We start from the raw sequence: 18,859 nt of genomic DNA on the forward strand, positions 1-18,859 counted from the left end.
CGGGCTACTTCGTGTTCAGGAAGTCCAGAATCGCCCGCGCGATCGCCCCGGCCACCCGGTCGCGGTAGGCGGCCTGGGCCAGGCGCGCGCCCTCGGCCGGGTTGGAGCCGAAGCCGATCTCGATCAGGATGGCGGGCGTGGTGGGATTGCGAATCACGTAAAAAGCGTCGGTGAGGACGCCGCGGTTCAGGGCGCCGGTGGCCTGGATCAGCTGCGACTGCACCTTCTGGGCGAGCTGGCGCGAGAAGGCGATCTTGGCCTGGGCCAGCAGGTCGCCCAGCAGGCTCTGGGCGCTGTTCGCCGCGCGGCGGGTGAGTTCCTGGCCGATGCTGCCGCCGCCGTTTTCCGTGACCGCGACGCTGCGGCTCATGCCGCCCAGCGGTTGCCCGAAATAGTAGGTCTCGATGCCGTGCGCCGCCGGGTTGGTCGAGGCGTTGACGTGGATGCTGACGTAAGCGCTGGTGTCCTTGTTGGTGGCGAGTTTGGAGCGCTGGTCGAGGTCGGTGGCCTTGTCCGCGCTGAGGTGGCGGTCGCTGTCGCGGGTCATGACCACGTCCACCCCGTGCTTCTGGAGTTCGGCGCGCACCCGCAGCGCCACGTCGAGCGTGACGGCCTCCTCCTGCACCCAGCGGCTCTGCATGCCGGGGTCGTTGCCGCCGTGCCCGGCGTCAAGGACCACGCGGGGCCGCGCGGCCTTGGCGGTGCCCGTGGTGCGGGTCACGGCGGCGGGCTTCGCGGCCCCCGCCGGGGGGGCGGCAGGCCGCTGCGCGGTGGGGGCCCCGGTCGGCACGTCGATCACCAGCCGGGCCACCTGCCCCGGGCGGGCGGGCAGCACCTCGACGCGGGCGCTGGCGTGGCCCCGCGCGAGGCTGACGGTCACGCTGCTCCCCGCGACCGCATAGGCCGTGACGCCGGGGGCGCTCAGCGGTCCCTGGGCCGCAGGCAGGCTCAGGCCGAGCTTCACAGCCACGCTCTGGCCCGTCACCTTCGCGCTGGCGGTGGTGGGGCGCGGCAGGTCGAACACCAGCCGGGTGTAGCCGTCGTGGGTGCCCACGCGGGGCGCCGCCAGCGCGGTGCTGACGGCCGCGAGCAGCAGGGCGGGAAGAAAGCGCTTCACTGCCCGCAAGTGTAACGTTCGCCGCCGGGTGAAGAAACCCTGAAGCGTGAGAGGCGCTGGCCTGCCCAGGCTGAACCCCAGCTGACCGGGATGCTCACCCCCCTCAGCGCCGGGCCGCTAGGGTAGGCCCCATGAACCGTCTCCTGCCCTCCTTGCTGGCGGCCCTGACCCTGGGGACGGCGGGCGCCGTCACCTTCGGGGGCCTGAACGTCACCCCACGCGGCCCGCAGAACCTCAATCTGGAAACCGGCGCGACCGACTTTCCTCAGGGCGGCACCGTGACCGACGGCCGCAGCGGCCTGCGCCTTCAGGCCGGGCAGCTTCAGCTTCAGCCCGGGCAGCGCCTCAGCGCCCAGGGGGCGACCCTGACCACCCGCCAGGGCGGTACCCTGCGCGCTGCCAACGTGGTCTACGACCTCGCCCAGGGCACCGTGACCGCGACCGGTGACGTGACCTACACCGACGCCCGGCTGAAGAACCTCACGGCGGGGCGGATGGTGCTGCACGTCAAGACCGGGTTTGTCAGCGCGCACGGCGGCGTCCGGGCGGGCACCCCGGCCCTGAACGCGGCGGCCCTGGCCTTTGATCCGCGCACCGCCCAGACGGTCCTGGCTGGTCCCGCCCGGCTCAGCCAGGGCACCCGGACGCTGGAGGCGGACCAGGGGGGCCACCTGCTGCTCACCTTCAGCGCCAACCGTCTGCTGCGCGCCGCCAGCCGCACCGACGCGGCGACCCTGGGCCGCTTCGCGCCTTACCTGAAGTAGCTCCTGACCTGGGGCGGCGGGGCCGGGCGTCCCCGCTTCCCCCGGGGGGGGTTGTCAGCAGGGGCCGGAGGCCAGCAGGTCGCGGAACCCCAGGACCTCGCGGACGAACAGCGGGGCGAGGTGGGGGTCGAACTGCCGCCCCGCCTCGCGCAGCAGGTAGCGGGCGGCGTCGGCCTCGCTCCAGGCGGCCTTGTAGGGGCGCTCGCTGGTGAGGGCGTCGTACACGTCGGCCAGCGCCACGATCCGGGCGCTCAGGGGAATGCGGCACCGCCGCAGCCCTGCCGGGTAGCCCCCGCCGTCCCAGCGCTCGTGGTGGTGCCGGACGGCGTCCAGGGTCTGCGCCGGCAACGACGGCAGGCGGCCGAGCAGCTCCACCCCCCATTCGGGGTGACGCAGGATCACCGCGAACTCGTGGGCATCCAGGGGACCGGGCTTCTGGAGAATCGCCCGGGGCACCCGCGCCTTGCCGATATCGTGCAGCGCCGCGCCCCAGCGCACCGCCTGGACCTCGTCGGGCGCCAGCCCCGCCACGACCGTCAGCGCCTCGGCCCAGGCCACGATCCGGCGCAGGTGTCCCCCCTGCCAGCCTTCCGGGCCGCTGCCCTCCGGAAAGGCGCCCAGCAGTTGCACGGCCGCGTCCACCCCGTTCGCGGCGTCTGGCGCTCCGGCGCCCCGGCGCAGGCCGCACGGGCAGCAGATCGGCGGGAAGGCCAGACCCGGCCGTCCGGCGCGCGGCCCCGGCACACGGGTTAGCTCGGCCAGCAGCTCCTCGCCGGACGCGGCGCCACGCTCGCCCGGCTGTTCCGGGAGCAGGACCCGCAAGAGTTCAGACCCCCTCTCTCCGGCAGGGGGGCCGGACAGGACAGAGGACGGGGCTGGGTCCGGCAAGCATGGGGGCAGGCTAAAAGAAGAGGTGTGAGGGGGGCGTGATAGCGGAGAGGAACCTCCAGCTGCCACAACGCGTCTGAAAAAGCACGTAGTTTGGTGAAAATGGAACCCCGCACCCCTCAGAAAAGGGGGGGCCTTTTTCATCCAATGCTCTAGGTCGGCTGGCGGCGCCGCGCCGGGGGGGTGCTCTAAGGTAGGGCCATGCTGCGCGTGCTGTTCGTGGGAGACGTGTATGGGCAACCCGGCCGCCGGGTGCTGGCCCAGCATCTCCCGACCCTCCGTTCCGGCTTCGACTTCGTGATCGTGAACGCCGAGAACGCCGCCGGGGGCTTCGGCCTGCACCGCGAGGCCGCCGACGCGGTGCTGAAGGCCGGAGCCGGCTGCATCACGCTGGGCAACCACGCCTGGCACCACAAAGACGTCTTCGCGCTGATGCTCGACGAGGCAAAGTATCCCATCGTGCGCCCGCTGAACTATACGGACCCCGGCACGCCCGGGGTGGGCTGGCGCTCTTTCGACGTGAAAAACGCGGCGGGCGAGAGCGAACGCCTGACGGTCGTGAACGTGCTGGGGCGGGTCTTCATGGAGGCGGTCGCCAACCCTTTTCGGGCGCTGGACGACCTGCTGGAACGCGGCGATCTGGGCAGCGTGTTCGTGGACATCCACGCCGAGGCCACCAGCGAGAAAGCGGCGCTGGCCTGGCACCTCGACGGCCGGGTCGCCGCCGTGATCGGCACCCACACCCACGTCCCGACCGCCGACACCCGCATCCTGCCGGGCGGCACCGCCTTTCAGACCGACGCGGGCTTTACCGGCCCCGCGCGGAGCGTGATCGGCGCCGACCCGGAAGCCCCGGTGCAGAAGTTTCTCACCGAGCGCCCGCACCGGTTCTCGGTGGCCGCTGGCCCGGCCGAGCTGAACGCCGTGGCCCTGAGGCTGGAAGACAACCGCGCGCTGGCCGTAGAGCGCTACCGCTACCTCGAAGGAGACTGATATGGACCCCCAGCACCAGGACTCCACGCACCAGGACCCCCAGCACCAGGACCTCAGACAGCAGGATCCCAGACAACAGGACCTCCGCAGCGACGTGAACCGGCTGGGCCGCACGCTGGGGCAGGTGCTGCGCGAGCAGGAGGGCGAGGCGTTTTTCGACCTCGTCGAGCGGGTGCGCGCCGAGGTGCGGGAGGTGCGCGCCGGAGGCAGCGACGCTGGGCTGCGCGCCCTGCTGGCGGGGCTGGACGCCCGCACCGCCGGAAACCTGACGCGGGCTTTTTCCTGGTACTTCCAGCTGGTCAACCTGGCCGAGGAGCACGAGCGGGTGCGGGTGCTCTCGGCGGGGCAGGGGGTGCGGCCCCAGAGCCTCGAGCAGGCGCTGACCGAACTGAAGGCCCAGGGCCTGAGCGCCGACGAGGCCGAGGCGCTGCTCGCCCGGCTGGACCTGGGCCTGACCTTCACGGCCCACCCCACCGAGATGCGCCGCCGGACGGTCCGCCACCACCTGGTGCAGATCGCCCGCGAGTTGCCCCGGCTCGACGACGCCGCGCTGGAACGGGTCGCCGCCCACGTGGAGGCGCTGTGGGGCACCCCCGAGCTGCGCCGCCTGGGGCCGACCGTGCAGGACGAGGTCAAGGGCGGGCTGACCTACATCACCTCCATCGCGCAGGCGCTGCCGGGGCTGCAACGCGACCTCACGCGGGCCTTTGCGCGGGTGTACGGGCGGGAGACGGCGGCGCAGCTTCCGCTGTCGTTCTCCTCGTGGATGGGCGGCGACCGCGACGGCAACCCCTTCGTGACCCCGGAGGCGACCCGCCAGACGCTGGCGCTGCACCGCGAGCGGGCGCGTGAGCTGCTGCTCGCGGCGGTGCGCCGGGCCTACTCGGACCTCAGCCAGGACGGCCAGGAGGCGCCCGAACCCTACCGCTCGGAGTTGCGGGCGATTCACGACGCGGTCGCGGCGAATGAGCCGCTGGAGCTGCTGCCCCGCCTCGAAGCCCTGCACGCCCGGCTGTGCGGAGGCGGGCAGCGCCGCAGCGCCGAGCTGCTGCTCACGCCGCTGCTGACGCTGGCGCGGGTGTTCGGGCAGCATCTGGTCAGCCTGGACGTGCGCGAGCACAGCGCGCAGACGGGCGCGGCGGTGGCGCGGCTGCTGGCGGCGGCCGGGGTGGAGGCGGACTACCTGGCGCTCTCCGAACACGCCAAGCAGGAGGTCCTGACCCGCGAACTGCGCTCGCGCCGCCCGCTGTGGCCCGCAGGAGAGGCGCTGACGCCCGAGCTGGAAGCCGCCATCGGCCCCATCCGCGAGGTGCAGGCCGCCGCCCGCGTCTCGGGACCGCGCGCCTTTGGCCGCTACGTGATCAGCATGGCCGAGAGCGTCAGCGACGTGCTCGAACCGCTGCTGCTGGCGCGCGAGGTCGGTGCGCGGGTGCTGCCGGTGCCCCTCTTCGAGACGCTGGCCGACCTCACGCGGGCGCCGCAGGTCGTGTGGGAGCTGCTGAGCGTGCTCGAGTACCGCGCGGTGCTGGGAAGCGGCGTGCAGGAGATCATGCTGGGGTACTCGGACTCCAACAAGGACGCCGGATTCCTGGCCGCGAACTGGGCGCTGCACGAGGCCCAGCGGCAGGTCAGCGAGGTCTGCCGCCGGGCGGGGGTGCCCTGGCGATTTTTCCACGGGCGCGGCACCTCCATCGGGCGGGGGGGCGGCCCGGCGGCGCGGGCGATCCTGGGTCAGCCTGCCGGGACCATCGACGCGGGCGTCCGCATCACCGAGCAGGGGGAAGCGCTGGCCGACAAGTACAGCCACCCGGTCCTGGCCCACCGCAACCTCGAACAGGCGCTCTACGGCCTGCTGCTGGCCGCCGCCCGCCCCGCCGGGGAGCTGCCCGCCGCCTGGACAGACGCCCTGGACCGCGCCGCCCGCGCCTCGGCCGCCGCCTACCGCGCGCTGGTGGACGACCCGGCCTTCCTGCCCTTTTTCGAGGCGGTCACGCCCATCCACGAGATCGCCCGCCTGAACATCGCCTCGCGCCCGGTGCGGCGGCCCGGCGCGCCGAGCCTTTCGAACCTGCGCGCGATTCCCTGGGTGATGAGCTGGACGCAAAACCGCGCCAATCTCCCCGGCTGGTACGGCCTCGCGGAAGGCTTGCGCGAGATCGGCCCCATGGCGCGCGAGCTGTACGCGTCCTGGCCTTTTTTCCGCTCCATGCTCGACAACGCCCAGATGAGCCTCGCCAAGACCGACCTGCTGATCTTCGAGGAATACCTGCGCCTGGCCGGGGAGCAGGGCGCCGGGGGCAGCGAGCTGGCCGCGAGGCTGCGCGCCGCCTACGCCGAGACGGTGAGGCTGGTCGAGGAGGCGGTCGGCGCCGAGCTGCTGGCGAGCGAACCTAGATTGCGTGAGAGCATCCGCCTGCGCAACCCCTACATCGACCCCATCCACCGCGTGCAGGTCGAGCTGCTGCGCCGCGCCCGCGCCGCCGGGGGGGAGGAACAGGCCGACGAGACGGGGCGGCCCCTGCTGCTGAGCCTCCAGGGCATCGCGGCGGGGGTGCGGAACACGGGGTGAGGAAGCGGGAACGTTAGGGGCACCACCGCAACCTCGCCGTCCTCCCAACCTCCCCCCTCAAGAGGGAGGATGTAACAGCGCAAAAGCTTCAGCCTCCCCAAAAACGGGCACAGCGGACGCCGCATAGGTAGAGGCAGATAGAGTCCGCACCGCCTCCACCACGCCTCAATCGCGCAGCGAGACGGTGGCAGTGACGAGAATGCACCAAGATCAAACGTTGCCGCCGAGGACGACGCCCGCCTAGCGCCGCCCGTCTGCCCTTGCCGAGCGCAGCGCTTCGCTCCCCCTACCCCCTGGGGAGGGGGCTGGGGGGTGGGGAAACGTCGAGTCAAGTCACCCTGCCAAAGACAACTCCGGCCCCTTAGCATGTGCCCATGCGCCCCCTGCCCCTCCTCACCCTGCTCCTGGCCTCCGCCACCAGCGCCCAACCCTCCAGCCCCCAGCCCGCCACCCTCCCCTCCTTCGAGGGCCAGATCATCTACCAGGTGATGCCCGACCGCTTCTTCGACGGCGACCAGACGAACAACGCGGGCGTGGACCGCAGCGACCCGCGCGCCTGGCACGGCGGCGACCTCGCGGGCCTGACGCAGAAGTTGCCCTATATCGCCAAACTGGGCGCCACGGCGGTCTGGATGACCCCGATCTACCGCCAGCAGACGGCGAACTCCTTCGGCACGGCGGCCTACCACGGCTACTGGCCCGCCGACTTCCGGGACGTGGACCCGCATTTCGGGACGCTGGCGGACTTCGGGACGTTCGCGGGGGCGGCGCGCACCGCCGGACTGCGCGTGGTGATGGATCAGGTCGTCAACCACTACGGCTACGAGGCGGCGGCGGTCAAGGAGCGGCCCGGCTGGTTCAACGGCCCCGCCGAGTGCGCCTCGGCCGCGAACCGCGACGTGGACTGCCCGCTGTCCGGCCTGCCCGACCTCAACCAGTCCAACCCCGAGGTGCGCCGGTTCCTGCTGGAGAACGCCGACTTCTGGCGCGGGCAGGGCGTGAACGCCTTCCGGTACGACGCGATCAAGCACGTCGAGCGGCCCTTTTTGCAGGAGCTGCTGGCCCGCGACCGCGCCGCCGGAACCTGGACGCTGGGCGAGTGGTACGACGCGGACACCGGGGCGGTGGCCGAGTGGCAACGGGCGGGCTTCGACAGCCTCTTTCTGTTCAGCCTCCAGGCGGCGGTCAAGCAGAGCGTGATGGGCGGCGGCGGCCTGGGCGGCGTGGCGGCGGTGCTCTCGCGGCAGGGGGAACTGCCCCGGCCCGGCGAGGTCGCCCTCTTTCTAGACAACCACGACGTGCCGCGCTTTGCCCAGGGGTCGTTGTTCGAGGACGAGGGCCAGGCCCGCACCCGCTACGGCCTGCGCGCGCTGATGACCCTCCGGGGCGTGCCGGTCGTCTGGCAGGGCACCGAGATCGCCCTGCGCGGCGGCCCCGACCCTGACAACCGCCGCGACATGCGCTTCGAGGACCAGTGGACTCCCGCCGAGCGTGGCGTCTTCGAGGCCGCCCAGGGCGCCATCGCCGCCCGCAAGGCCAGCCGGGCGCTGAGTGTGGGCGCCCAGACGCTGCTGCCCACGCCCGCCCGCTTGGAAGACGACCTGCTGCTCTTCACCCGCGAGGAAGGCGGTGAGCGCGTGCTGGCCGCGTGGCACGGGGGCAAGGCGCGCAGGACCTACAGCCTCCGCCTCAGCGCGCTGGGGCTAAGTGCGGGTGCCCAGACCGTCACGCCCAGCCTGTATGCCGGGCAGGACGCCAAACTCAGCGTGAGCGGGGGCTGGCTGCACCTGAGCCTGCCGGGCAAGGACGCGGCGGCCTTCACGCTGAAGTAGGCGGGCGGCTCCCGGCGGACCGGCCCTCAGGCCCCGCCGATCTCTGGGCCGCTCGCCGGGCCGACGGCGGCGGTCAGCCTCACGGGGGAAAGCTCCTTTGCACTACCATGCGGCCTGATGCGTTCTCCCCTGCCCCGCGCCGTCCTGACCCGCCTGGAGACGGGCCGCCTGGTCGTGCTCAGCGGGCTGCTGGGAGTGCTGGTGGGCGGCCTGTGCGTGGGGCTGCGGCTGACATTGAACGCGCTGCTGGAAGTGGGAGCCTGGATCACGGGCTACGCGCCGCCCGGCACCCCCGGCGAGGGCGGGCTGCTGATGGCGTTCGGCCAGGGGCTGCCCTGGGGCCTGCTGCTGGCGCTGCCCCTGGTGGGAGCCGCCTGCGCCTGGCTGGTGCCGCGCGACGAGGGCGACCCCCTCAACCAGTTGGTGCGCGGCTACCACGCGCGCGGGCCAGCGCCGGACGCCGTCAGTCAGGGGCGGACACTGCTCGCCGCCGGACTGGGCTACGCCTCGGGGCTGCTGGTGGGCCGCGACTCGCCCTTCACACTGGTGGGCGGAGTGGGCGCCCGGCTGCTGGGGCGCGCGACCCGGCTGGACACGGCCGAGCGGCGCACCCTGACGCTGGCGGGCGCGGCGGCGGCGCTGGGGGCCGTGCTGCACGCGCCGCTGGCCGCCGCTGTGCTCGTCACCGAGGTCCTGTACCGCCGCTTCGAGTTCGAATTCGAGGTGCTGATGCCCTGCGTGCTCGCCTCGGTCGCGGCCTACGCGGTGTATGGCCTGGCGTTCGGCTTCTCGCCGCTGCTGAGCGTGGAGGCGTTTCAGGGACCGGCGCTGGCGCAGCTGGGGCCGCTGCTGGGGGTGGCGCTGGGAGTCACGCTGGCCGCCTGGGGGGCGCTGCTGGCCTGCCGGGTGATTCCGGACGCCTGGACAGCGGGGGGCCGCAACCGGGTGATCGCGGGCGGCGCCTTCGGGCTGCTGACGGCGGCGCTGGCCGTCTGGAGCACCCCGGCGGTGCTGGGCGACGGTTCCGGCTGGACGCAACTCGGCGTGTCGGGGTTCCTGGGGCCGGAAGCGCTGGGGGTCGGCGCGTGGCGCTGGCTGCTGCTGGCGCTGGGAGCGCGCCTGGCCTTCGGGGGCGGCGTGCTGCCCTCGGTGGGGGTGGGCGGGTTGCTGGGCGTCGGCCTGGGCACGGCGCTGGGGGTGGACCCCGCCGCCGCCGCCCTGGTCGGCGCGGTCGCCTTTCTGACCGTGACGCTCAACGCGCCCATCGCCGCCGCGCTGCTCGCCGTCGCCTGGAGCGGGGACGCGCTGCTCCCCGCCGCCCTGCTCACGGCGGGGCTGGCCCACGTCCTCAGCGGCGAGACGGGCCTGCTGCCCGCCCAGGCCCGCTCGCGCGCCGCCAGTCCGGTCCACGCCGGGCCGCCCCCGCTGCCCGAGGGCGTGCGTTTCGTGCCCCGGCGCCCGGCACCCACGCCCGCCACGCTCCTGCACGCGCCCGCCGAGGCGGGGGGCGGCGGCGGCGCAGCAGACGGCCCCGCACCGCTGGCCTCCGAGCAGGAACTGTACCGCCGGGCGGTGCCGGGCGGCTGGCAGGGCGCGCGGCTCTCGGTGCTGTCGCTGCCCCCCGGCGTGGAGGTCGTGGGCGTGGTGCGGGGCGGCGCCGTGCAGGCGCCCCGGCCCCAGCTGCGCCTCACCGCCGACGACGAACTCGTCTTTCTGGCCCGCCCCGACGCCTACGCCGCGCTCGAAGGCGTGCTGCGGTTGCCAGGAGCCTGAGCTTCCGTCTCCGGGCCGGAAACCGGGCGGGCGAGAAGCCCCGCCACCTGCCCCGGGCGCAGGCGAGCCGCTACAGGACTGTTCCAGGCGAGGGGGTCAGGGCTGGAAGGCACGCGGTTCAGGGGGCATTGAAGGCGAGAGGGAGAACCTGAACCCAGCGCTTCCCGGCACATCACCAGACGCAGCGGGGTCCACCCGGTCGGGACGGCGGCGCGCCTCCCGGCGGCAGCGGCCCATACTGCGCGGGTGACTGCCGCCCGCACCCGCCCCGACTGGACCCCCAACGAACGCCTCGGCATCCTCAACGGCTGGCTGGTGTTTCTGGGCGACGGCTTTTTCAGCGTTTCGGTGGTCGTGGCGGGCTTCGCGGCGCGGCTGGGCGCCCCCAATTTCGTGATCGGGCTGCTGCCGGCCATCGCCGGGGGCGGGTGGATGCTGCCGCAACTGCTGGTGGCCTCGCGGGTGCGCTCGCTGCCCTACAAGCTGCCGACCTACCGCTCGGCGGCGCTGGTGCGGATGCTGACGTACCTGGCGATGGTCCTGATCGCCGCGACCCTGGCCGACCGCCCCGCGCTGTGCCTGACCCTCTTTATCCTGGCAATGGTCCTGAACGCGCTCGCCTCGGGGGTGGCGGGGCTGCCCTTTTTGGAGGTCGTGAGCAAGACGGTCGCGCCTGAGCGCCGCGCCCGGTACTTCGGCACCCGCAACCTGTGGGGCGGCCTGCTGGCCTTCGGGGCGGGGCTGGCGGTGCGCGCCATCCTGGGGTCGGACCTGGCCTTCCCGCTGAACTACGCCCTGATCTTCCTGCTGGCGACGGTGGCCTTTACGCTGGGCTACGGGGTCTTCGGCCGGGTGACCGAGCCGCCCGACCAACCGCTCGCGCCCGGAAATCTGCGCGACGAGATCCGCGCGATTCCGCAGACGCTGGCCGACGGGCACTTCCGCGCCTTCCTGACTGTGCGGCTGCTGCTGGCCGCAGCGAGCATGGCCGAGCCGTTCTACGCAGTCTATGCCCTGCGTGACCTGAACTACCCGGCGGCCACCCTAGGCGTCTTCGTGATGGCGCTGACCGGCGCGGCCCCCTTTTCCAACCTGGTCTGGCAGCGGGTGGCCGAGCGCAAGGGGTCGAGGCGCATCCTGCGCTACGCCACCGTCTGCGCGGGGCTGGCGCCGCTGGTCGCCCTGACCGTGGGCACGCTGGGTCTCGGCAGCCTGGCCTACCTGGGGGTGTTCATCCTGTCGAGCGTGGCGCTTCAGGGCTTCAACCTGGGGCACACCAACCATCTGCTCAACATCGCGCCCCCGGATGCCCGCAGCCGCTACATCGGCACGCTGAACACGCTGGTGGGCGCGGCCCTCTTCGCCCCGGTCGCGGGCGGGCTGCTGGCCGACGCCGCCGGATACCGGGCGGTGTTCGTCCTCAGCGCCCTGCTGTTCGCGGCGGCGTGGTGGCAGTGCGGGCGGCTGCGGCGGGACGCCTGAGGGCCGGTCGACTGGGTGCCGGTCGACTGGGTGCTGGTCGGCTGGGCGCTCCCCTCAGTGCCCCAGAATCTTGCTCAGGAATACCCGCGCCCGCTCGTGCTGGGGGTTGTTGTAAAAGGCCTCCGGCGTGGTGTCCTCCACGATCAGGCCCTGGTCGAAAAAGAGGATGCGGTCGGCCACCTCGCGGGCAAAGCCCATCTCGTGGGTCACGACCAGCATGGTCATGCCGCCGCGCGCGAGGTCCTTCATCACGTCGAGCACTTCCTTGATCATCTCGGGATCAAGGGCCGAGGTCGGCTCGTCGAAGAGCATCACCTTGGGGTCCATCGCCAGGGCGCGGGCGATGGCGACGCGCTGCTGCTGCCCGCCCGACAGCTGGGCCGGGAACTTGTGGGCCTGCTCCTCGATGCCGACCCGCCTGAGCAGTTCCAGCGCCCGGCGCTCCGCCTCGGCCTTGTTCGTGCGCCGCACGCGGGTGGGCGCCAGCGTCACGTTTTCCAGCACGCTGAGGTGCGGAAAGAGATTGAAGCTTTGAAAGACCATGCCGACCTCGCGCCGCACCGCGTCGAGGTTGCGCGCCCCCTGGAGCGGGATGCCGTCCACGACCACGCTGCCGCCGTCGTGGGGGTCGAGCGCGTTGAGGGTGCGGATAAAGGTGCTCTTGCCGCTGCCCGAGGGGCCGATCACGACCACGACCTCGCCGGGCTGCACGGTCAGGCTCACTCCGCGCAGGGCGTGGAAGCTCCCGAAGTGCTTGTGAACGTCACTTGCCACGATGATCGGCTCGGCCATGGGGCGAAGTGTAGAGCATCCGCCCCGCGCGTGGCCCGCCGGGACCGGGATCCCGCCGACCAGCACGGGGCCCTCCCCGCACCAGGGCGCCGGGGCCGCGCGTGGTAAGCTTTCTGGCACTCAACCCTGTTCAGGGGGCCTGGTTCGCTGCGGCCCCACAAGGAGTCCCCTATGAAACGAGTCACCACGGCCCTGCTGCTGGGCACCGCCGCCGTCGCCCTTGCCCAGGGCAACACCTTCCTGACCATCGGCTCGGGGGCCACCACGGGTGTGTATTTTCCGGTCGCCACCGGCATGGCCAAGCTGATCAACGACGCGGGGGCGGGCGTACGCGCCAACGCCCGCTCGACCGGCGGCAGCGTCTTTAACGTCAACGCGCTCGCCACCGGTGAACTCGACGCGGCGGTCGCGCAAAACGACATCGTGTACTACGCCTACAAGGGCACCGGCATCCAGGCGTTCCAGGGCAAGGCCAACACCAAGCTGCGGACGATGGCGGTCCTCTATCCCGAGGTGCTGCACGTGATCGCCCGGCGCGATTCGGGCATCAACTCCATCGCGGACCTGAGGGGCAAGCGCGTCGTGATCGGGGACCTGGGGTCCGGCACCGAGCAGACGGCCCGGCAGGTGCTCGAAACGTACAACCTCGGCTTTGACGACCTCGGGCAGGCGCTGCGGGTCTCGCCTGCCCAGGGCGTCAGCCTGATGCAGGACAAGCGCGCCGACGCGCTGTTTTACACGGTCGGCGTGGGCGCCAGCGCCATCAGCCAGATCGCGCAGACGGTGGACGTCCGGGTCGTGCCGGTGGGCGGCAACCAGGCGGCCAGCCTGCTGAAGAAGTACCCCTTCTACGTGCGCTTCAACATCCCCGCGCGCAGCTACAAGGGCGTGGGCGCCACCGTCCCCAGCGTCGCCGTGCAGGCCACCCTGGTCACCACGACCGCCCTCAGCGAGGACACCGTCTACCGGGCGATGAAGGCCAGCATGGGCAACCAGGCCGCGCTCGAAGCGCTGCACCCCAGCCTCGGCGCGTTCACCTACGAAAAAGCCGTCAAGGGCCTGCCTGCCCCGCTGCACCCCGGCGCCGTCAAGTTCTTCCGTGAAAAGGGCGTGAACGTCCGCTAAGCCCCCCCCCGTGGCCCACCCCCGGGGCCAGCCGCAGCAGGAAACGCGGCTGGCCTCCTTTCTTCAGACAGGAATGAGGAACCTATGAGCGATCCCACCAGACCCATCTCCAGCGATCCGGCGCTGGACCACGGCGGCATGACCCAGGGCGAGCGCCGGGCGCTGGAAATCGTGGAAGCTGCCGAGACGGGCGGGCGCAAACTGTTCGGCGGCCAGAAGTGGCTGGTGACGGCCCTGGCGCTGGCCTGGTGCGTGTTTCAGATGTACGCGGCGCAGGTCGGCACGGTCGACACGCTGCTGCTGCGCGCGACCCACCTGGCCTTTGCCTTCGCGCTGGCCTACCTGGTCTTTCCCTTTCGCAAGAAAATCGGGGTGCCGCAAGTCGGCGTGCCGTGGTTCGACTGGCTGCTGGGCGCGGCGGCGGTGGGGACGGCCATCTACCTGATCGTCCAGTACCCCACCATCGCCAGCGTGCAGGGCGGCGTGCTGACCCCGGCCGACGTGTGGGTGGGCACAGCGATGATCGCGCTGCTGCTGCTCGCGGCGTGGCGCACCATCGGGATCGCCATGCCCATCGTGGCCGGCGTCTTTATGCTCTACGCGCTGACCGGGCCGCGCGGATTGATCCGGGGCGACCTGGGGCCGCAGCTTCAGCTGCACGCCGGGCAGACCTGGCCGCAGGTCGTGGGGCAGCTCTTTGCCAACACCGAGGGCATCTTCGGGACCGCCATCGGGGTCAGCGCGCAGATCGTCTTCCTGTTCGTGTTGTTCGGCGCGATCTTCGACAAGCTGGGTGCGGGCGAGTGGTTCATGAACGTGGCGCAGGGGCTGCTGGGGGGCTTCCGGGGTGGCCCGGCCAAGGCCAGCGTGCTGTCGAGCGCCCTGAACGGCATCATCAGCGGCTCGTCGGTCAGCAACGTCGTGACCGGCGGCAACATCACCATCGGCACCATGAAGCGGGTCGGGTATTCCGCCGAAAAGGCCGGGGCCATCGAGGTGGCGAGCAGTTCCAACGGCCAGCTGATGCCCCCGGTGATGGGCGCGGCAGCCTTTATCATGGCGCAGAACCTCAACATCGAGTACCGCTCGCTGATCCTGGCGGCCGCGATTCCCGCCTTCTTGTGCTACGGGGCGCTGCTGGTCGTCACGCACATCGAGGCGCTCAAGCTCGGGCTGCGCGGACTGCCGCGCGAGGAGTTGCCCTCGGTGCGCCGCACGATGCGCTCGGGCTGGTACTACCTGTTGCCGCTGGGCTACCTGATCGGCACCCTGACCATCAACCCCGAGGCCACGCCCGAGCGGGTCGCCCTGAACACCATCTTCCTGATGATCGGCATGATGTTCGTGCAGGAGGGCTGGCGGGCCAGCCGGGACACGCGCGGCCTGGGACGCGGCCTGCTGGACGCCGGGCGGATGCTCGTGCAGGCGTTCGAGGCGGGCGCGCGCTCCATGATCGGCATCGCCATCGCCACCGCCGCCGCCGGAATCATCGTGGGGATCGTGACCATCACCGGACTGGGCTTCGGGCTGGCCGACATCGTGCAACTGGTCAGCGAGACGTTCCGGGGGCTGTTCGCCGCCCTGGCGGGCCTGATTCCGGGCGTGAACGCGGCCGGGGTCGCCACCTTCGGCGCGATGCTGGTCGTGCTGCTGATGGCGCAGCTGATCGCCCTGATTCTGGGCATGGGCCTGCCCACCACCGCCAACTACATCCTGATGAGCGCATTGATCGTGCCCATCATCGCCCGGATCGCGGGGCTGGACACGGCCAACCCGGCGCAGATGCTCCCGGTCCACATGTTCGTCTTCTACTTCGGCATCATGGCCGACTCGACGCCGCCGGTCGCGCTGGCCGCCTTCGCCGCCGCCGCGATCTCGGGGGGCAATCCGGTCCAGACCGGCGTGCAGGCCTTTCAGTACGAACTGCGAACGGCGCTGCTGGCGTACATGATGTTTTTCAACCCGTCGCTGCTGCTGATCGCGAACGGCCGTCTGGGCGGCCTCCCCTGGACCGAGGCGATCCCGATGATCTTCTTCGCCTTTATCGGCCTGGTGGCCTTTAGCGCCGCGACCCTGCGCTTCTTGCACCGCCGCACGAGTGGGCTGCAAACCCTGCTGCTGCTGGCCGCGTCCCTGATCCTGATTATCCCCACCGCCCTGGTCTGGAACGCCGCCGCGCTGGCGTTGCTGGCGCTGGTGTACTTCTGGCAAAAGGCGGGGAGCCGCAATGAGCCGCCGCTGCGGCCTGCGGCGGCCTAGCGCAGCCATCTTTTCGCGGGCAAGAAGCCCCCAGCCGGAACCGTGCTGGGGGCTTCTTGTTGGAGGCGGAGCGCTACCGGGTGGCGATCTTCACCCGCCTTTCCAGCTGATCGGTGAACAGCGTCATCACGGTGGTCAGCGCCAGGTAGACGCAGGCGACGGTGGTCAGCACCGGGATAGGCTGGAACGTCTCGCTGGAGACGCGCGACCCGGCCAGCGTGAGTTCCAGCAGGGCGATGGAGGACGCCAGCGACGAGTCCTTGAGCAGCGCCACGAGGTTGTTGACCAGCGGGGGCACCACGATCCGCAGCGCCTGGGGCAGCACCACCGTCTGCATGGTCTGGCCGCCGCTGAGGCCCAGGCTGCGCGCCGCCTCGCCCTGCCCGCGCGGAATGGCCAGAATCCCGGCGCGAATGACCTCGGCGTTGTAGGCACCGACGTTGAGGGAAAGCGCGACCACCGCCGACCAGAACTCGTTGAGTTCCACGTTCAGGCCGACGCTTTCCAGAATGGGCGGCAGGGCGTTGTACACGAACAGGATCTGCACCAGCAGCGGCGTGCCGCGAATCAGCCAGATCAGGAAGCTGGCGGGCGCCCGGACCAACCACATGCCGCTCGTTTTCATGATGCCCGCGACAATGCCGATCAGCAGCCCGATCACGCCGCTGACCAGCGTGAGTTGCAGGGTCATGCGGGCGCCCTCGACGAAGAGGTCGGCGCGGGGGCCGATGGGGTCGGGCATCTGCCGCAGCACGGCGGTGATCAGAAAAAACAGCAGGACGAAGGCGGCGGCGGCGGCCCCCAGCCACCCCAGCAGCGCGAGGCCGCCCAGCGGCGTCTGACGCGGCGCCGGTCCTGGAGCGGTCATGCCCCGGCCTGCGCAAGGAGCCTGAACTGTGCGTCACGTGGGTTTTGCATGGCGAGATGATGCCACAGATAACCTCCCGCCGCGCACCGCCGCCCGCGCTCAGACGGCAAAAAGGCGGGGCGGGAAGGGACCCTAAAGTCAGGTCCCGTCCCCGCCCACCCCGCCCACTGGCGGCCTTACTTGCAGCGCACGTCCTGCCCGAAATACTGCTGGCTGAGCTTGGCGTAGCTGCCGTTCTGCTGCGCCTTGGCGAGCGCGGCGTTGAGTTCTTTGAGCAGGCTGCTGTTGCCCTTTTTGACGGCCATCGCGATGCGCTCGTTGAACAGCAGGTCGCCCTGTTTGACCTTGCCCTGCTGCGCCTTGACCAGGTCGATCCCGGTGAACTTGTCGCCCACCCAGGCGTCCACCCGGCCCGCCATCAGCGCGGCCTGGGCGTCGGTGTCCTTGGGAAAGGTCTTCACGTCGCCCACGCCGGGGACCTTGCGGACGTTTTCCAGATAGGTGGTCCCGACCTGCACGGCCACCCGCTTGCCTTTCAATGCCGCCGCCGTCAGGGGGCCGCCGGGCTTGGCGACGATCGCGCCGCCCGTGCAGTAGTGCGGGTTGGAAAAGTCGACCGCCTTGGCCCGCTCGGGGTTGATGCCGTGGCTGGCGATCACGAAGTCGTAGCGGTCCTGATTCAGGCCGATCAGGAGGTTGTCAAAAGGCTGGGTCACCCACTGCACCTTGAGACCCAGCTGCTTGGCCAGCTGGTTGGCGAGGTCCACCTCGAAGCCGGTGAGCTGCTTGCCCTTCAGGAGGTTGAAGGGCGGGAAAGCGCCCTCGGTGGCGATGCGGACAGTGCCGCTCTGCTTGATCTCGGCCCAGGTGCGGGCCTGCGCGGGGACAGCGAGCAGGGACAGGGCGGTCAGGGACAGCAGCGCTCGTTTGATCATGCAGATTCCTCCGGGAATGGGGCCTGTGGCCCCTGGGTAGGGCTGGCCTGTTAGATGGGGTGACACGTCACTCTAGCGCCCGAATGAAGATTCGCAAAAGGCCAGTCCCATGAGAGCGCGCCGCCCCCAGCGGAGGCGGCGCACGAGGCGGGGAACGTTCAGTCCTTGACCGAGACGACCGTGACGGTGCTGGGGCCGCTGCTCAGCGGGGTGCTGGCCGACATGCTGGCGGCGGGCACGCTGGCCGCCGCAGCCGCCATTCCGGAAGACGCCGGGTATTCGTAGCCCAGGCCCAGGGTATCGGCCTGACCGCGCGTGCCGGTGGGGGTGCCGCGGTCGATGGCGGCCTCGGTCGTGCTGTCGAAGGCGTGCAGGCGGGTCTGGTCGATCAGCAGCTCGATGTTGTCACCGGGTTCAATGGCGGCCTGGCCCTCGAGCTTGGCCGTCAGGCTTTCTCCGTTGACCTCGATGATCAGGTCGGTCTGGGCGCCCAGCGGCTCCACGACCACGACCTTGCCGCGCAAGACGTTGTTGCCGTGCGGGATGTCCGTCTGACCGTGGCCGATCATGCCGACATGCTCGGGGCGAATCCCCAGGAACACGTCCTTGCCCTCGTAGGCCCGCAGGCTCTGGGCCAGGCGGCCCATCGCGGCGACCCGGCTCTCGCCCACCACGAACTCGCCGCCCTGTACCCGCGCGGTCAGGAAATTCATGGAGGGGCTGCCGATAAACCCGGCCACGAACTTGTTCTGCGGGAAGTCGTAGAGGTTCATGGGCGTGTCCACCTGCATGATCAAACCGTCGCGCATCACCACGATGCGGTTGCCCAGCGTCATCGCCTCGACCTGGTCGTGGGTCACGTAGACGATGGTCGCGCCCAGGCGGCGGTGCAGCTGGGAAATCTGCGAGCGCATCTCGACGCGCAGCTTGGCGTCGAGGTTGGAGAGCGGCTCGTCCACCAGGAACACGGACGGCTCACGCACGATGGCGCGGCCCATCGCCACGCGCTGACGCTGGCCGCCTGACAGCTCCTTGGGCTTGCGCCCCAGCAGGTGCTCGATCTGGAGAATCTTGGCAGCGTCGCGCACGCGCTGGTCGATCTCGGCCTTGGGCGTCTTGCGCAGCTTCAGGCCAAAGGCCATGTTCTCGTACACGTTCATGTGCGGGTACAGCGCGTAGTTCTGAAACACCATCGCGATGTCGCGGTCCTTGGGCGGCACGTCGTTCACGACGCGGTCCCCGATGCGCAGCACCCCGTCGCTGATGTCCTCCAGGCCCGCGATCATCCGCAGCGTGGTGGACTTGCCGCAGCCCGATGGCCCGACAAAGACCATCAGCTCGCGGTCGGCGATGTGCAGGTTGAAGTCCTTGACCGCGTGGTGCTTGGTGCCGTAGCGCTTGTTGATGTTCTCCAGAATGACTTCTGCCATGACGCTCGCCTGCCTCCTTCGCCCCTACTCTC

The 18,859-nt window shown here is 71.0% G+C and carries 14 protein-coding genes; 8 read left to right on the forward strand and 6 right to left on the reverse strand.

The genetic code is table 11. The features are described 5' to 3' along the window. Nucleotides 1-4 precede the first annotated feature (4 nt). The gene (locus HNQ09_RS02305; RefSeq protein WP_343057582.1) at nucleotides 5-1,117 is read right to left on the reverse strand and encodes an N-acetylmuramoyl-L-alanine amidase family protein; all 1,113 of its coding nucleotides are present in this window, start codon (nucleotides 1,115-1,117) and stop codon (nucleotides 5-7) included. 131 nt (nucleotides 1,118-1,248) lie between these two features. On the opposite strand from HNQ09_RS02305, the gene HNQ09_RS02310 reads away from it, so the two are divergent. Then, the gene (locus HNQ09_RS02310; RefSeq protein ID WP_184024851.1) at nucleotides 1,249-1,881 is read left to right on the forward strand and encodes an LPS-assembly protein LptD; all 633 of its coding nucleotides are present in this window, start codon (nucleotides 1,249-1,251) and stop codon (nucleotides 1,879-1,881) included. Between the two features lie 54 nt (nucleotides 1,882-1,935). On the opposite strand, the gene HNQ09_RS02315 is transcribed toward HNQ09_RS02310, so the two are convergent. Beyond that, complete coding sequence (locus HNQ09_RS02315) at nucleotides 1,936-2,703, reverse strand: HD-GYP domain-containing protein (RefSeq protein ID WP_246363059.1); 768 nt, start codon at nucleotides 2,701-2,703, stop codon at nucleotides 1,936-1,938. A 267-nt stretch (nucleotides 2,704-2,970) separates the two neighbouring features. Between HNQ09_RS02315 and HNQ09_RS02320 the strand changes: the two genes are divergently transcribed. The 5 genes from HNQ09_RS02320 (at nucleotide 2,971) to HNQ09_RS02340 (ending at nucleotide 11,418) form a co-directional block, all read left to right on the forward strand. Continuing rightward, nucleotides 2,971-3,762: a TIGR00282 family metallophosphoesterase gene (locus HNQ09_RS02320; RefSeq protein WP_184024857.1), complete on the forward strand. Its 792-nt coding sequence runs from the start codon at nucleotides 2,971-2,973 to the stop codon at nucleotides 3,760-3,762. Between the two features lies 1 nt (nucleotide 3,763). Then, nucleotides 3,764-6,331, forward strand: coding sequence for a phosphoenolpyruvate carboxylase (locus HNQ09_RS02325; protein ID WP_184024859.1), 2,568 nt, complete (start codon nucleotides 3,764-3,766; stop codon nucleotides 6,329-6,331). 374 nt (nucleotides 6,332-6,705) lie between these two features. After that, nucleotides 6,706-8,163 carry an alpha-amylase family glycosyl hydrolase gene (locus HNQ09_RS02330; protein WP_184024861.1) on the forward strand — a complete coding sequence of 486 codons (1,458 nt, stop codon included), beginning with the start codon at nucleotides 6,706-6,708 and terminating at the stop codon, nucleotides 8,161-8,163. A 117-nt stretch (nucleotides 8,164-8,280) separates the two neighbouring features. Next, nucleotides 8,281-9,936 (forward strand): chloride channel protein, encoded by a 1,656-nt coding sequence (locus HNQ09_RS02335; protein WP_184024863.1) that lies wholly within the window; start codon nucleotides 8,281-8,283, stop codon nucleotides 9,934-9,936. A gap of 246 nt (nucleotides 9,937-10,182) precedes the next feature. Further along, the gene (locus HNQ09_RS02340; RefSeq protein WP_184024866.1) at nucleotides 10,183-11,418 is read left to right on the forward strand and encodes an MFS transporter; all 1,236 of its coding nucleotides are present in this window, start codon (nucleotides 10,183-10,185) and stop codon (nucleotides 11,416-11,418) included. A 54-nt stretch (nucleotides 11,419-11,472) separates the two neighbouring features. Here HNQ09_RS02340 and HNQ09_RS02345 read toward each other — a convergent pair whose 3' ends face one another. Then, a complete protein-coding gene (locus HNQ09_RS02345; RefSeq protein ID WP_184024868.1) occupies nucleotides 11,473-12,210 on the reverse strand; it encodes an amino acid ABC transporter ATP-binding protein in 738 nt (245 codons plus the stop codon). Between the two features lie 171 nt (nucleotides 12,211-12,381). On the opposite strand from HNQ09_RS02345, the gene HNQ09_RS02350 reads away from it, so the two are divergent. Then, nucleotides 12,382-13,335, forward strand: a complete 954-nt coding sequence (locus tag HNQ09_RS02350; RefSeq protein ID WP_184024870.1) for a TAXI family TRAP transporter solute-binding subunit — start codon at nucleotides 12,382-12,384, stop codon at nucleotides 13,333-13,335. A gap of 84 nt (nucleotides 13,336-13,419) precedes the next feature. After that, nucleotides 13,420-15,594, forward strand: coding sequence for a TRAP transporter permease (locus HNQ09_RS02355; protein WP_184024873.1), 2,175 nt, complete (start codon nucleotides 13,420-13,422; stop codon nucleotides 15,592-15,594). Between the two features lie 73 nt (nucleotides 15,595-15,667). Here the strand turns inward: HNQ09_RS02355 and HNQ09_RS02360 are convergent, their stop codons facing one another. The 3 genes from HNQ09_RS02360 to HNQ09_RS02370 form a co-directional block, all read right to left on the reverse strand. Next, nucleotides 15,668-16,462, reverse strand: coding sequence for an amino acid ABC transporter permease (locus tag HNQ09_RS02360; RefSeq protein WP_184024875.1), 795 nt, complete (start codon nucleotides 16,460-16,462; stop codon nucleotides 15,668-15,670). Between the two features lie 176 nt (nucleotides 16,463-16,638). Beyond that, complete coding sequence (locus HNQ09_RS02365; RefSeq protein WP_221269492.1) at nucleotides 16,639-17,397, reverse strand: ABC transporter substrate-binding protein; 759 nt, start codon at nucleotides 17,395-17,397, stop codon at nucleotides 16,639-16,641. Between the two features lie 158 nt (nucleotides 17,398-17,555). Beyond that, nucleotides 17,556-18,827, reverse strand: a complete 1,272-nt coding sequence (locus HNQ09_RS02370) for an ABC transporter ATP-binding protein (RefSeq protein WP_184024878.1) — start codon at nucleotides 18,825-18,827, stop codon at nucleotides 17,556-17,558. Between the last annotated feature and the right edge of the window lie 32 nt (nucleotides 18,828-18,859).

This window comes from Deinococcus budaensis (assembly GCF_014201885.1).
GTDB lineage: Bacteria > Deinococcota > Deinococci > Deinococcales > Deinococcaceae > Deinococcus > Deinococcus budaensis.

Bases quoted from the DNA above. Each gene is read 5' to 3' on its own strand.
- HNQ09_RS02360 (WP_184024875.1), bottom strand. From the start codon at position 16,462: ATGACCGCTCCAGGACCGGCGCCGCGTCAGACGCCGCTGGGCGGCCTC.
- HNQ09_RS02310 (WP_184024851.1), top strand. From the start codon at position 1,249: ATGAACCGTCTCCTGCCCTCCTTGCTGGCGGCCCTGACCCTGGGGACG.
- HNQ09_RS02350 (WP_184024870.1), top strand. From the start codon at position 12,382: ATGAAACGAGTCACCACGGCCCTGCTGCTGGGCACCGCCGCCGTCGCC.
- HNQ09_RS02325 (WP_184024859.1), top strand. From the start codon at position 3,764: ATGGACCCCCAGCACCAGGACTCCACGCACCAGGACCCCCAGCACCAG.
- HNQ09_RS02355 (WP_184024873.1), top strand. From the start codon at position 13,420: ATGAGCGATCCCACCAGACCCATCTCCAGCGATCCGGCGCTGGACCAC.
- HNQ09_RS02345 (WP_184024868.1), bottom strand. From the start codon at position 12,210: ATGGCCGAGCCGATCATCGTGGCAAGTGACGTTCACAAGCACTTCGGG.
- HNQ09_RS02330 (WP_184024861.1), top strand. From the start codon at position 6,706: ATGCGCCCCCTGCCCCTCCTCACCCTGCTCCTGGCCTCCGCCACCAGC.
- HNQ09_RS02335 (WP_184024863.1), top strand. From the start codon at position 8,281: ATGCGTTCTCCCCTGCCCCGCGCCGTCCTGACCCGCCTGGAGACGGGC.
- HNQ09_RS02370 (WP_184024878.1), bottom strand. From the start codon at position 18,827: ATGGCAGAAGTCATTCTGGAGAACATCAACAAGCGCTACGGCACCAAG.
- HNQ09_RS02320 (WP_184024857.1), top strand. From the start codon at position 2,971: ATGCTGCGCGTGCTGTTCGTGGGAGACGTGTATGGGCAACCCGGCCGC.
- HNQ09_RS02365 (WP_221269492.1), bottom strand. From the start codon at position 17,397: ATGATCAAACGAGCGCTGCTGTCCCTGACCGCCCTGTCCCTGCTCGCT.